The sequence below is a fragment of the Shewanella hafniensis genome (assembly GCF_019655335.1).
In the GTDB taxonomy this organism is placed as follows: Bacteria; Pseudomonadota; Gammaproteobacteria; order Enterobacterales; family Shewanellaceae; genus Shewanella; species Shewanella hafniensis.
The window spans coordinates 1-12,609 of record NZ_BPFD01000018.1; the positions used below are offsets into that span (position 1 = coordinate 1).

Here is a 12,609-nt window from a genome sequence, read left to right on the forward strand (position 1 = left end):
TCGCGGAAGGCCCGAAGGTCCCCTCCTTTCCCCCGTAGGGCGTATGCGGTATTAGCAGTCGTTTCCAACTGTTATCCCCCTCGACTGGGCAGATCCCTAGGCATTACTCACCCGTCCGCCGCTCGCCACCTCAGGAGTAAACTCCCTTGTGCTGCCGCTCGACTTGCATGTGTTAGGCCTGCCGCCAGCGTTCAATCTGAGCCATGATCAAACTCTTCAATTAAAGTTTTGTTGCTTCCGTCTTACGACTTCAGCGGCTCAATGAATTCTGATTTTTTGTTTCTCGCTAAAAGAAACAAACTGTACATATTGCTATGAACACTCATTGTTACATTGATTTAAATTTTTGACTGCCAACCCGAAGGTTAAGCAGTTTCGATTAACTCAACACCTGTGAGTGCCCACACAGATTTCTTGTTTTATCTTGTTAAAGAGCAACTCAATATTCGTAAGAGAACTTGAGTACCACACTGAGCGCCGAACGCTTCCAGGTGGCTAGGGCTGCGTATTCTACGCATTTCCCGTTTCGCGTCAAGGAGTATTTTCAACTTCTTGCTGCGCTTGAATTAAGTGCCATTCTCAACAGAGAGTAAGCCACTCAATTCAACTTAACTCGTCAGCTGGCTTTCGCTGTCTGCCGTGTCAGTGGATGCGCATTATAGGGAGATTGAGAAAGTGCGCAACCCCTATTTTTAAGATAATTGTCATTTTCTCACTGTTCGTTGGATATTTGACCTGACCAGCTAGTTTTTAACCTTTATAATGCAAAAAACCACTCAATTAGGGACTTTTCTATGTCAGGGCCACTCAGAACTTACCAAGGTATTCATCCTCAATTAGGCAATAATGTGTATGTAGATGAAGCTTCGGTGCTTGTTGGCGATATTGCGTTAGATACTGATGCCAGTATTTGGCCTATGGTGGCGGCGCGTGGTGATGTTAACCATATTCGTATTGGTAAGCGCTCGAACGTGCAAGACGGTAGCATATTGCATGTGACGCGTAAGTCAGCTGCTCGTCCCGATGGTCATCCACTGATTATTGGTGATGATGTGACTATTGGTCACAAAGCGATGCTTCACGGTTGCAAAGTCGGTAACCGAGTATTAGTGGGCATGGGCGCGATTATTCTCGACGGTGCGATTTTAGAAGATGATGTGATCTTAGGTGCGGGCTCTTTAGTGCCACCGGGCAAGGTATTACAAAGCGGCTATTTATATGTAGGCAGCCCAGCTAAGCAGGCTCGTCCATTAACACCTGCCGAAATGGCCTTTTTGCCAGAATCTGCCGACAACTATGTCAGACTGAAAAATGAATACTTAGTTGAGTTACAAAACATCTAGTCACTTAGCGCAAATATCTTATAGTTAGTTGCTTAGTATCACTATCGCTATATAAGAAAGGCGGTAGAGACTTAATCAGTCTCTACCGCCTTTTGCTATTCGCTGATTCAAAAAACTATCTGAGTCCGATAAGTTTAGCCTAAGTGTACTGCGCCAAACTCATCAAACTCTTCGGCTTCAATTAAGTTTTCTGCCATTTCTTCGGCATCAAATCTCACCGCATCAAACAATGCCAGCATAGCGGCGGCTTCATCGGTGCTCGGCTGCTTGGAGAAATCATTCAGCTCGGCCAACTTATTCGCACTGATATAACACTTGATGTTCATCCCCTGCGACTGAGCGATAAAGCAGACTCGCTTGTGGGCATCGTCCCAATATTGCAGATCGGGGAAAAGAATACTTTGATTCATGCTTCCTACTTAGGCTCTGCCATTAGTTTGTCCCGCAAAAGCGTCAACACCACTTGGGTGTCGGGCTCAATACCTCGCCATAGGGTAAAACTCTTAGCCGCTTGTCCGACTAACATGCCGAGCCCATCAATAACCTTAGCTGCACCTTGAGATAGCGCCCATTGGTTAAACGCGGTGACCGAGGCGCCATACATCATGTCATAACACACTGTTTGGGTGGTGATGATATGTGCTGGCAAAGGTGGCAACTCGCCCGCAAGACTCGCCGAGGTTGAATTGATGATGATATCGAACTCGCCCGCAAGCTCATTCATTTCTACGGCGGTGACTCTATTTGCGAAAGCACCGTTATCCACCGAAGTAAAGATATCGACCAGAAGCTGTGCCTTAGTGTGAGTGCGATTGCTGATGGTCAGTTGCGCAATTCCCGCATTTAATAACGGCAGAACACAACCGCGCGCCGCGCCACCAGCACCAATAAGTAACACGCGCTTATCTTGCAAGCTGCCTAAGTTAGCGATGAGATCGGTCACCAGCCCTAAGCCATCGGTGTTATCACCGCGAATAGTGCCATCGGCCAATAAACTTAAGGTGTTTACCGCGCCAGCAAGCTTGGCCTCTGGGCTGAGACTGTCACACAGCGCAAAAGCTTGCTCCTTAAAAGGCACTGTCACATTCGCGCCCTTGCCGCCCGCATTGAAAAACGCCGTCAGTGAGGCTTCAAAACCATCGACCGGCGCGAGAATGGCTTCATAGGTTAATAACTCTTGGGTAGGCGCGGCAAATTGTCCATGGATGAACGGCGATTTACTGTGGCTAATTGGATTGCCAAACACTGCGTATCTGTCTGTCATAGCGATATGAAATTTTAGGTTCAATGGCTTTGCAGTCTACCGCGCTTTTGAGCCCACGCAAGACGAATTATGCTCAACTAAATTTCACGCTGGGTTTCACGCTATAATGCGCCATCGGCTCAATACACTCTATTTAGTGAACGACTATTCCAATGAACTGGCTTAAAAAGATTTTTAGTAAACACACTCCACCGCAGGATGATCGCGATCCGAGTCAGTCTAACGCCTATGACTTAATCGGCGGCGAACAGGTAATCCGTGCTATCGCAAAATGCTTTTATCAAAAGATGGCAAGTTCGGCAGAAACGACAACTCTGCTTGCCATTCATAGGGCACCCATTGCGGAGTCTGAACAAAAGTTGTTTGAATTTTTAAGTGGTTGGCTCGGCGGGCCGCAGCTCTATCAGCAGAAATATGGTCATCCGGCATTGCGAGCACGACACATGCATGTCGATATTGATGAGGCGATGCGCGATCAATGGCTGTTTTGTATGAAATTTGCGATTGAAGAACACATTAAAAAGCCAGAGCATCGAGCCGCCATCTTTGAGGCGATTTCAACTCTGGCCGATCATATGCGTAATCAATAAAGTGGATGCTGTATCCACTTCATAAGATTACTGGCTAAACCCAGTCGCGGGGTTTGAGGTAGTTATCGTACAAATCTGCCTCTGGGCTTCCCGCCTCTGGCGTATAAGCATATTGCCAACGCACTAATGGCGGCATCGACATTAAGATAGACTCGGTACGGCCGCCTGTCTGCAGACCAAACAAGGTGCCTCTGTCGTAGACTAAGTTGAACTCAACATAACGACCACGGCGATAGAGTTGGAACTGACGCTCGCGCTCACCGAACTCAGTATCCTTACGACGCTCAACAATCGGCGCATAGGCCGTTAAGAAGCCATTGCCCACGGCTTGCATAAAGCTAAAGCTTTGCTCGAATCCTGCTTGATTCAAGTCATCGAAAAACAGTCCGCCCACACCGCGGGTTTCATTACGATGCGGCAGGAAGAAATACTCATCGCACCATTTCTTATACTTGGGATAAACCTCATCCCCGAAAGGCGCACAAATATCCTTAGACGTCTGGTGCCACTCGCGCACATCTTCTTCAAATGGATAATAAGGTGTTAAGTCAAAACCACCGCCAAACCACCACACGGGATCGGCACCCTCTTTTTGCGCGATAAAGAAGCGCACATTGGCGTGAGTCGTCGGTATATACGGATTGTTAGGATGGATCACTAAAGACACACCCATAGCTTCAAAACTGCGACCCGCCAGTTCTGGGCGATGCGCCGTTGCCGACGCTGGCATAGCTGCGCCAGTCACATGGGAAAAGTTAACTCCAGCTTGCTCGAATACTGCACCTTGGGTTAATACTCGGCTCGTGCCACCACCGCCTTCGGCGCGGGTCCATGAATCAGCGGCAAAGGTCGCTTGACCATCTAACTTTGCTAAACCGGCACAAATTCGGTTTTGTAAATCGAGTAAATACGCTTTTACCACTGCAGCATCAGGCACACTCATCTTGTTATCCTTATTATTGGTTTGCTCATTGTCCATTTCGTAAAATTTTGCCGCTACGCGCATCGATAATGGTCGAGGGTTGACGTTGTTCGCCGAGTTCGCCTAATACGAGTGCATCGATTTTACCGGAAAAATCAGCGAGGATTTCAGCGGTAGTTAATGCGGGATCTTCACCTGCAAGGTTAGCGCTGGTCGACACTAAAGGTTTATTAAGCGCGCGGCACAGGGCTTGTACCCCAGCGTGGGCCGACACTCGCACTGCGATAGAGTCAAATTCGCCACAGAGGTATTTTGAAACATGCGCTTTGATTGGCATGACAAAGGTAAAAGGCCCTGGCCACTTGGAAAATGCAAATTCAAGCTGCTCAGCCGTTAATTGCGATTCATCAACATAAGCTAAAAGCTGCTGAAAATCACTGGCGACTAAGATCAGTCCTTTCTGCCATGGGCGCTGTTTTACCGCCAATAACTTTTGGATAGCAGTGTCGTTATCTGGGTCGCAACCTAGGCCATAAACCGCCTCGGTTGGATAAGCGATAACACCACCGTTAAGCACAATATGTTTTATGTCAGATGGGTGCAGCTGCAACATCTTAGGATCACCTTTTAAGTATTGTCGATTTCAACAATCAAATTATTGGATAAATTCGAATACTTCGAATACTGACCGCCCCATCAGCGGTCAGCCGAGGATTATACGCAAGCCACTTTCATCGGCCAAATATTAAGATGCAGGTCACACAATAAACTAAAGTGGTCTTTTGTATTTACAGCTTTTTTGCGGGCATTCTAAACGCATCCCTGCCGCACCTTTACGCTCGACTAAGATCCCAAAACCACAACTCGGGCAAGCTTCAGCAACCGGAGGATAATTCACAATAAATTTGCACTTAGGGTAAGCGCTACAGGCATAAAAACTTTTTCCGAAGCGGCTCGTTCTGTGCTCCAGTTTACCCGTTTTGCATTCTGGGCAAGAGATATCAGGCTTGTCGCTCGCTTGATCCTGTTTTTCAATATGCGTGCAGCTAGGATATTGAGTACAACCGATAAAGATCCCAAATCGCCCAGACTTGACCGCCAACTCGTGGCCGCATTCAGGGCAGACAGAACCTTCAATCACTTGAGTTTCAATGGATTCGTGCTGCACTAATGGGCGAGTGTAATTACAGCTAGGGTAATTATTACAACCAATAAAACCGCCGTGCTTACTGTGTTTGACCGATAACTCGCTGCCACATTCAGGGCAAAGTTCGTATTCTTTTTCCAGTGCGTGTTCGTGGGCACTAAATAATTGTTCATCAATCTTAGACATAATCATTCACCACCTGTCGTAGCGCATTAAGATATCAAGCGCAGTGCCACCAAGGAATTTATGGCATCAAAAAAGGAGGTCTTAGCCTCCTTTCTCTCATAATTCATCTTTCACAACGATTAAGAATGTAGTCGGCCTTCGGGCTGTTCGAAGATTAAATCTTCCATTTGCTCATAAGCGGACTCATGACCAGGAGCGTTAAACAACACCATTAAGATAACCCATTTGAGATCTTCTAAAATCAGGGTTGGCTCATCCAACTCCATGACTCTATCGATCACCATTTCACGGGTTTCGACATTCAGCACTTTAACTTGCTCTAAAAACAGCAAGAAACCGCGGGATTCCACATCCAGCTTGTCCATTTCGTCCTTTGTATAGATACGAAACGAATGCTGATCGTGATTACAAAGATAAGGTTTATCCCCTTCTTGTAATTCTGCTAAGCGCTCTAACCAAGTTAACGCTTTTAAAATCTCGGATTGATGAAATCCGGCACGAGTGAGTTCCTTGGTTAACTCGTCTTCATCAACTAGTAGTTCAACTTCACTGTGAACATAGTTTTCAAATAGATACATGAGGATATCAAACATGGCTAGCTCCTCTTTACTCTGACGTAACCACCGGGTACTGCAATCACCCAACCTTGCAACTCAAGTTCAAGCATTTGTTCTAACACCAGATCTATCGTTTTCCCACTATGTTCAACTACTGCATCAATGGATGTAGTTTCATAACCTACACTAGCTAACAGAGACGAAAATGGCAAATTACAAATCTCGCCTTGCTGTATATGGTGGCATAACTTCAATTCTTCAAGGTGGTAAGCGGTTAAACTTGCCAACTCCTCCACTATATCGGCGGCTGTTTCCACAAGTTTTGCCCCATCACGTAATAAATCATGGCAGCCTTGATGGTAACCGCCCAAGATTGAGCCCGGAACGGCAAACACCTCACGCCCTTGCTCCATCGCCAATCTCGCTGTGATTAAAGAACCGCTTTTACGGCAGGCTTCAACCACAAGTGTCCCTAAAGAAAGACCGCTAATAATCCGATTTCGTTTCGGGAAATTCCCCGCAAAGGGACCGACATCTGGCCAAAACTCGCTAAGTATACAGCCTTGCTGCTGAATATCATGATAAAGCTGCCGATGTTTTCGTGGATAAACAGTCTCAATGCCAGTCCCAAGCACAGCAACGGTTCGCCCTTGATGTTCAACACAGGCTTTATGGGCAGCGCCATCAATCCCCATCGCCATACCGCTGCAGATACCAAATCCCATTGAAGACATTTCAGCAGCCAGCTGATAAGCGACCTGCAATCCGCCTGGTGAAGCATTACGGCTGCCGACAATGGCAAGATAAGGCAGGACTAACGCCTCCAAACAACCTTTAACGAACAGGACGACGGGCGGATCTGAGAGTTGTTTTAATAACGGAGGATAAAGCGGATCGGAGAAACTAACGAGATGATGGTCAGCGGCTTGCTGCTGCCATTCGAGGGCGATATCGACTTTTTGATAATCAATAGCGAGGCTATGGAGCAGATGGTCAGATAAAGGTAGCGCTTCTCGCTCGTGCTCTAACCTTTGCCTGAGGTCGTCCACTTCCATGTGCGTTAATAATTGTTGGATCCGAGCGGGTCCTAGCCCAGATACAGCACAAACAACTAACCAATCGACCAAATGTTCAGATATTACTGACCTCTTAAGGCTAAAGACTCTGGGGCAATTAACTTATCGTCGACACGCACAGGACGCTCGGTGGAAACAATCAAACCTAAGCTCGCTTTGTCGAATACTTTGAAAACTAACAGCTTGCCATGATAGATATCCGGCATTTGAATAGCACGATCCGATGAGACAGATGCCATCAGGTTATCGTAGGCGGTGCGCTCAGTGGCAGGCACTGGCAAACCATCATTGTTGATGACAATGACCTCACCATCACGGTAAATAGAGAACACGACTCCGGGCTCAACCCCATCTTGGGTGCCTTTATCTAAGTACACCACATCCAACTTACCCGCTTTACGCATCTTCGATTCGATAGCAAGCACAACAGCTGGTGTCTTTAACTCTGCAGGCTTTGGGGTGAAATAAGCTGACATCAAGGAATCACTTTCCATCGGCATGACTCTGAAACCTGCTTTGGTTTCACGAAAGCTGGTTAACAACTTAATTTTTGACACCTTACCAGACTCAACCACTTGCCCAGTTGAGGCTAAAATAGCTTCTTGTCCTATCGCCTCGCCAGACTCCTTATTGAAAAACTCGCGACCACGTTCGTAAACACCGTACTTTTGATTCATCGGCAGTTCAGCATCGATATAAATGACATCACCCACAATATGATGACGCGATGGGCTTTCACCTGCCAATACCATAGGTTGCTCGGCAAGCCAGTCGGTTGCGACAACGCGATTCTGCACTAAATACTGTTCAATCAAGGCCAAGTCAACGGCAGGAATCGCATTGCTCTTCGCAATGACCCGTCCTTCAGGGCTCTTCTTTACATGGGGTTTAGCAGTATCGAGTATGTCGCCGTTGCGCACGAGTCGAGGCTGACCATCAACAAACACTAGGGTGAGTTGATCGCCAGGGTAAATAAGATGGGGATTGGCAATCTGCGGGTTTACATCCCAAAGACGTGGCCATTTCCATGGATCATTTAGAAACGCTGCGGAGATATCCCAAAGAGTATCGCCCTTTTTCACTACATATGACTCAGGATGCCCCGCTTTCAGGGTAAGGGTATCGGCGGCAACAAACGTGCAATTGAATGTCATTAACGCGAGTAAAATTAACCGTTTCATGGGTATTTCCATGTTGTTTGGCTCTTAGTTTGAGCTTTTACTGTTATTGATAGGCACTAAAGATTAAAATTAACCCATTAGCATCAGTCAGTATAACTAACTGGCAGAGATTTGACAGACTTGTTAAGAGTTTATGTATGACACTATTAAAAGTATTACAATTCCCTGACGAAAGATTGCGGACACAAGCGACCCCCATCACAGAGTTTAATGCCGAGCTGCAGACTCAAATTGATGATATGTTCGAAACCATGTATCAAGAGAAAGGTATCGGTCTGGCCGCAACCCAAGTGGATTACCATAAACAACTTATTGTCATGGACTTACAAGATGAAGTCGAACGACCTAAAGTGTTTATTAATCCCGAAATTATCGCCAGCAGCGGCGACTTCTGCAATGAAGAAGGCTGCCTGTCGGTGCCGGGTATTTATGCCAAAGTCGATCGCGCCGAATTTGTTACGGTAAAAGCCTTAGACAGGCACGGCAACGAATTTATTGTTGAGGCCGATGAGCTTTTTGCTATCTGCATTCAACACGAAATGGATCACCTCAAAGGCAAATTGTTTGTCGATTATCTGTCACCGCTAAAACGTCAGCGGATCAAACAAAAACTTGAAAAAGCGGCCCGATTGGACGCCAAATAAGCATAGGATCAGATTTGAAACCACTCAACATCATCTTTGCCGGAACACCGGATTTTGCCGCTCGCCACTTACAAGCACTGCTTAACTCACACCACAATGTGATTGGCGTTTACACTCAGCCCGATAGACCCGCTGGCCGCGGCAAGAAACTGACCGCCAGCCCAGTAAAAGAACTCGCCGTCGCCAACAATATTCCTGTGTACCAACCGGGTTCATTACGTAAAGAACCCGCGCAACAAGAACTTGCCGCGCTGAATGCCGATATTATGGTGGTAGTTGCCTACGGTCTGATCTTGCCAAAAGTCGTATTAGATACACCACGTTTAGGTTGTATTAACGTTCACGGTTCTATCTTGCCACGCTGGCGCGGTGCTGCACCAATCCAACGCGCACTTTGGGCCGGCGACAAAGAAACTGGCGTGACCGTTATGCAGATGGATGTGGGTTTAGATACCGGCGATATGCTACTGAAAACCACTCTGCCGATTAAAGATAGCGACACCTCAGCCAGCCTTTACGAGAAATTGGCTGAACAAGGTCCTGTTGCCCTATTGCAAGCCCTAGAAGGTCTAGCAAACGGCACCTTAGCAGCTGAAAAACAAGATGAAGCCCTAGCGAACTACGCAGAAAAACTCAGTAAAGAAGAAGCCAGACTCGATTGGAATAAATCTGCCAAGCAACTCTGGCAAGAAGTCCGAGCCTTTAATCCTTGGCCTGTGAGTTACTTTGAGCACCAAGGCAATACTATTAAAGTGTGGCAGACCCAAGTCAGCGAAACCACCAGCACAGCCGCTCCGGGCACTATTATCAGCGCCAGTAAAAAAGGCATAGAAGTCGCCACTGCCGACGGCGTATTGACCCTGCTAAGTATGCAGCTGCCAGGGAAAAAGCCGCTCAATGTTGCCGATATTCTCAATGCTCGAGGTGAATGGTTTAGCCCGAATACTCGCCTCGCAAACGAGGCACAATAGTATGAACTTGCGCGCGCTGGCTGCGAAAGCCATCTTCGAAGTATTAGAAAAAGGCGTGTCACTCTCGGTCGCCCTGCCCGAACAACAAAAACACCTGACCAGCGGCAAAGATAAAGCCCTACTTGCCGAGATCTGCTATGGCGTGATGCGCACTCTGCCGCAAATAGAAAAACGCATCAGTGAATGCTTAGCGAAACCACTCAAAGGTAAGCAAAGGATTATTCACCAGCTGCTGATCATAGGTTGCTATCAACTTTACTTCACTCGTATTCCAAGCCACGCCGCGATTTCAGAAACCGCCGAAGCCTGTCGCCAGTTAAAGTTTGAAGGCATGGTTAAGGTCGTTAACGGTGTACTGCGCAACATTCAGCGCCAGCTTTCGCCGCTCAGCACTGAGTCAGATACCTTAAGCTACAACACACCCGCTTGGTTGATTAAGCGCTTAAAAGAAGCCTATCCCGAGCAGTGGCAAGACATCATTCAACAAAGCCATGAACGCCCACCTATGTGGCTGCGTAATAATCGCTTATCCCAAGGCCGTACCGAATACCTAGCCGCTTTAGCCGACCTCGAAATTGAAGCAAGTGAAGGCAGCAGTGCAGATGCCATTCTTTTAGCGCATCCAAAGGATGTTGCCACACTGCCACGCTTCCATGACGGTGCAGCCTCAGTGCAAGATGGCGCGGCGCAATGGGCGGCGACATTACTGGCACCACAAGCGAATGAATTAATCCTCGATGCCTGCGCTGCGCCCGGTGGTAAAAGCTGTCATCTACTCGAACTTGAGCCAAGCATTAAACTGGTTGCCGTCGACTTTGATGCTAAACGTCTCGAGCGGGTGCAACAGAACCTTGACCGCTTGTCATTAAAAGCGGAGCTTATCCATGGCGATGCGGCCAATATTGACTCATGGTGGCAAGGTGGACAATTTGATCGTATCTTACTGGACGCGCCATGCTCGGCCACGGGAGTGATCCGCCGCCATCCCGATATCAAATGGTTACGTAAAAACCATGACATCGAAGAGCTGGCTGAACTACAACAGCAAATTCTCGATCATTGCTGGAAGTGGCTCAAACCCGGTGGCACGCTACTTTATGCTACTTGCTCGATTTTACCGCAGGAAAACCGCGACCAGATCAGTGCATTTTTGGCCAGAACCACAGATGCTAAGCTAGACACACTCTCCCAGCAACATTCGCCACAGGATATAGGTTGGCAAATCACGCCAGGACAAGACAATATGGATGGGTTCTATTACGCCCGTTTATTAAAAGCGACCGATTAGGAAGTAAGCAAGGCCATGAAAATTATCATATTAGGTGCGGGTCAAGTCGGGGGAACCTTGGCCGAGAACTTGGTCGGTGAGAATAATGACATCACTATTGTAGATAGTGACAAATCCCGACTACGCGCCCTGCAAGATAAATATGACCTTCGCGTTGTGGCGGGCCATGCGGCCCATCCAGACGTACTTAGAGAAGCAGGCGCAGAAGATGCCGACATGCTGATCGCGGTAACCAATAGCGATGAATGCAACATGGCCGCCTGCCAAATTGCTTACACCCTCTTCGGCACACCAACAAAAATTGCCCGTATTCGCTCAGAACCTTATCTGGCGATGCGCGATAAACTTTTTATCGACAGTGAAACCAAAAATAGCGACGGCCGCCCCCGCGGCGGCTTCGTGATCGATGAGTTAATCGCCCCTGAACAGTTAGTGACCGCTTACATCCAACGACTCGTTGAATATCCCGGCGCACTGCAAGTGCTCGAATTTGCCGAAGGACGGCTAAGTCTAGTGGCCGTTCGTGCCTATTATGGTGGTCCACTGGTAGGTAATGCGTTAGCGGCACTGCGCGAACACATGCCAAATATTGATACCCGGGTTGCGGCAATTTTCCGCCAAGGCCGCCCTATCATGCCTCGCGGTACCACGATTATCGAAGCCGATGATGAAGTCTTCTTCGTCGCCGACAGTCGCCACATTCGCGCTGTGATGAGCGAAATGCAGAAGCTCGATAACTCCTACCGCAACATTATGATCGCCGGTGGCGGTAACATAGGCTTAGGTTTAGCCAAACGCCTCGAGCGTACCCACTCAGTTAAACTGATTGAGCATAAGTATGAGCGCGCTGAAGCCCTATCGGAGCAACTGGAAAATACTACCGTGTTCTGCGGTGACGCTTCAGATCAAGAATTACTGCTCGAAGAACACATAGATCAAACCGACGTATTTATTGCGGTAACCAATGACGACGAAGCCAACATTATGTCAGCATTACTGGCAAAACGTATGGGCGCAAAAAAGGTCATGGTGCTGATCCAGCGCGAAGCCTATGTCGATATCGTCCAAGAAGCTAACATCGATATTGCTATCTCACCCCAACAAGCCACCATTTCGGCACTGTTAACCCATATCCGTCAAGGTGATATCTGTAACGTTTACTCCCTACGTCGCGGCGCCGCCGAGGCAATTGAAGCGATTGCCCACGGGGATGCCAGCACGTCTAAAGTGGTTGGCAAAGCCATTGGCGATATTAAGTTGCCACCGGGAACCACCATTGGTGCTATTGTCCGCAACGACGAAGTATTAATGGCTCACGACAAAACCGTGATAGAACAAGGGGATCACGTGATCTTATTCCTAGTGAATAAAAAGTTTGTCGGCGAAGTCGAGAAGCTTTTCCAACCAAGTGCTTTCTTCTTCTAAAACCTAAGTAAGCCA

Annotated in this window: 14 protein-coding genes and 1 rRNA gene; 6 read left to right on the plus strand and 9 right to left on the minus strand. The window is 47.7% G+C overall.

From position 1 onward, the window contains the following. Positions 1-223: ribosomal RNA gene (locus K5Q99_RS07565) — 16S ribosomal RNA — on the minus strand; the annotation flags it as partial. Between the two features lie 571 nt (positions 224-794). On the opposite strand from K5Q99_RS07565, the gene K5Q99_RS07570 reads away from it, so the two are divergent. Then, complete coding sequence (locus K5Q99_RS07570; protein ID WP_006083786.1) at positions 795-1,343, plus strand: gamma carbonic anhydrase family protein; 549 nt, start codon at positions 795-797, stop codon at positions 1,341-1,343. 134 nt (positions 1,344-1,477) lie between these two features. On the opposite strand, the gene K5Q99_RS07575 is transcribed toward K5Q99_RS07570, so the two are convergent. Then, positions 1,478-1,753, minus strand: a complete 276-nt coding sequence (locus K5Q99_RS07575; protein ID WP_220776501.1) for a DUF1488 family protein — start codon at positions 1,751-1,753, stop codon at positions 1,478-1,480. 5 nt (positions 1,754-1,758) lie between these two features. Beyond that, entirely contained in the window at positions 1,759-2,607 is an 849-nt protein-coding gene (gene aroE / locus K5Q99_RS07580; protein WP_220776532.1) for a shikimate dehydrogenase, read from the minus strand. Positions 2,608-2,759: 152 nt separating this feature from the next. Between aroE and K5Q99_RS07585 the strand changes: the two genes are divergently transcribed. Then, positions 2,760-3,197, plus strand: a complete 438-nt coding sequence (locus tag K5Q99_RS07585; RefSeq protein WP_220776502.1) for a group II truncated hemoglobin — start codon at positions 2,760-2,762, stop codon at positions 3,195-3,197. A gap of 34 nt (positions 3,198-3,231) precedes the next feature. Here the strand turns inward: K5Q99_RS07585 and hemF are convergent, their stop codons facing one another. The 6 genes from hemF to K5Q99_RS07615 all read right to left on the minus strand — a co-directional run bounded on the left by hemF (position 3,232) and on the right by K5Q99_RS07615 (position 8,278). Further along, entirely contained in the window at positions 3,232-4,140 is a 909-nt protein-coding gene (gene hemF, locus K5Q99_RS07590; RefSeq protein ID WP_220776503.1) for an oxygen-dependent coproporphyrinogen oxidase, read from the minus strand. A gap of 25 nt (positions 4,141-4,165) precedes the next feature. Continuing rightward, positions 4,166-4,732 carry an L-threonylcarbamoyladenylate synthase type 1 TsaC gene (gene tsaC, locus K5Q99_RS07595; RefSeq protein WP_220776504.1) on the minus strand — a complete coding sequence of 189 codons (567 nt, stop codon included), beginning with the start codon at positions 4,730-4,732 and terminating at the stop codon, positions 4,166-4,168. A gap of 156 nt (positions 4,733-4,888) precedes the next feature. Further along, positions 4,889-5,452, minus strand: coding sequence for a DNA topoisomerase family protein (locus tag K5Q99_RS07600; RefSeq protein WP_220591587.1), 564 nt, complete (start codon positions 5,450-5,452; stop codon positions 4,889-4,891). 119 nt (positions 5,453-5,571) lie between these two features. Then, positions 5,572-6,045: a DUF494 family protein gene (locus K5Q99_RS07605; protein WP_006083793.1), complete on the minus strand. Its 474-nt coding sequence runs from the start codon at positions 6,043-6,045 to the stop codon at positions 5,572-5,574. Between the two features lie 2 nt (positions 6,046-6,047). Continuing rightward, positions 6,048-7,064, minus strand: coding sequence for a DNA-processing protein DprA (gene dprA / locus K5Q99_RS07610; protein ID WP_220776505.1), 1,017 nt, complete (start codon positions 7,062-7,064; stop codon positions 6,048-6,050). Positions 7,065-7,147: 83 nt separating this feature from the next. After that, the gene (locus K5Q99_RS07615) at positions 7,148-8,278 is read right to left on the minus strand and encodes a LysM peptidoglycan-binding domain-containing protein (RefSeq protein WP_220776506.1); all 1,131 of its coding nucleotides are present in this window, start codon (positions 8,276-8,278) and stop codon (positions 7,148-7,150) included. A 125-nt stretch (positions 8,279-8,403) separates the two neighbouring features. Here K5Q99_RS07615 and def point away from each other — a divergent pair, with 125 nt between their 5' ends. The 4 genes from def to trkA are packed head-to-tail and all read left to right on the plus strand — an operon-like array spanning position 8,404 to position 12,594. Further along, a complete protein-coding gene (gene def / locus K5Q99_RS07620) occupies positions 8,404-8,910 on the plus strand; it encodes a peptide deformylase (RefSeq protein ID WP_220776507.1) in 507 nt (168 codons plus the stop codon). A 14-nt stretch (positions 8,911-8,924) separates the two neighbouring features. Then, positions 8,925-9,881, plus strand: a complete 957-nt coding sequence (fmt, locus tag K5Q99_RS07625; protein WP_220776508.1) for a methionyl-tRNA formyltransferase — start codon at positions 8,925-8,927, stop codon at positions 9,879-9,881. 1 nt (position 9,882) lies between these two features. Further along, positions 9,883-11,169 carry a 16S rRNA (cytosine(967)-C(5))-methyltransferase RsmB gene (gene rsmB, locus K5Q99_RS07630; RefSeq protein ID WP_220776509.1) on the plus strand — a complete coding sequence of 429 codons (1,287 nt, stop codon included), beginning with the start codon at positions 9,883-9,885 and terminating at the stop codon, positions 11,167-11,169. 15 nt (positions 11,170-11,184) lie between these two features. Next, complete coding sequence (trkA, locus tag K5Q99_RS07635; protein ID WP_106648741.1) at positions 11,185-12,594, plus strand: Trk system potassium transporter TrkA; 1,410 nt, start codon at positions 11,185-11,187, stop codon at positions 12,592-12,594. The last annotated feature ends 15 nt before the right edge of the window (positions 12,595-12,609 follow it).

Bases quoted from the DNA above. Each gene is read 5' to 3' on its own strand.
- trkA (WP_106648741.1), top strand. From the start codon at position 11,185: ATGAAAATTATCATATTAGGTGCGGGTCAAGTCGGGGGAACCTTGGCC.
- def (WP_220776507.1), top strand. From the start codon at position 8,404: ATGACACTATTAAAAGTATTACAATTCCCTGACGAAAGATTGCGGACA.
- K5Q99_RS07605 (WP_006083793.1), bottom strand. From the start codon at position 6,045: ATGTTTGATATCCTCATGTATCTATTTGAAAACTATGTTCACAGTGAA.
- rsmB (WP_220776509.1), top strand. From the start codon at position 9,883: ATGAACTTGCGCGCGCTGGCTGCGAAAGCCATCTTCGAAGTATTAGAA.
- K5Q99_RS07600 (WP_220591587.1), bottom strand. From the start codon at position 5,452: ATGTCTAAGATTGATGAACAATTATTTAGTGCCCACGAACACGCACTG.
- K5Q99_RS07570 (WP_006083786.1), top strand. From the start codon at position 795: ATGTCAGGGCCACTCAGAACTTACCAAGGTATTCATCCTCAATTAGGC.
- tsaC (WP_220776504.1), bottom strand. From the start codon at position 4,732: ATGTTGCAGCTGCACCCATCTGACATAAAACATATTGTGCTTAACGGT.
- hemF (WP_220776503.1), bottom strand. From the start codon at position 4,140: ATGAGTGTGCCTGATGCTGCAGTGGTAAAAGCGTATTTACTCGATTTA.
- aroE (WP_220776532.1), bottom strand. From the start codon at position 2,607: ATGACAGACAGATACGCAGTGTTTGGCAATCCAATTAGCCACAGTAAA.
- K5Q99_RS07615 (WP_220776506.1), bottom strand. From the start codon at position 8,278: ATGGAAATACCCATGAAACGGTTAATTTTACTCGCGTTAATGACATTC.
- K5Q99_RS07575 (WP_220776501.1), bottom strand. From the start codon at position 1,753: ATGAATCAAAGTATTCTTTTCCCCGATCTGCAATATTGGGACGATGCC.
- K5Q99_RS07585 (WP_220776502.1), top strand. From the start codon at position 2,760: ATGAACTGGCTTAAAAAGATTTTTAGTAAACACACTCCACCGCAGGAT.
- dprA (WP_220776505.1), bottom strand. From the start codon at position 7,064: ATGGAAGTGGACGACCTCAGGCAAAGGTTAGAGCACGAGCGAGAAGCG.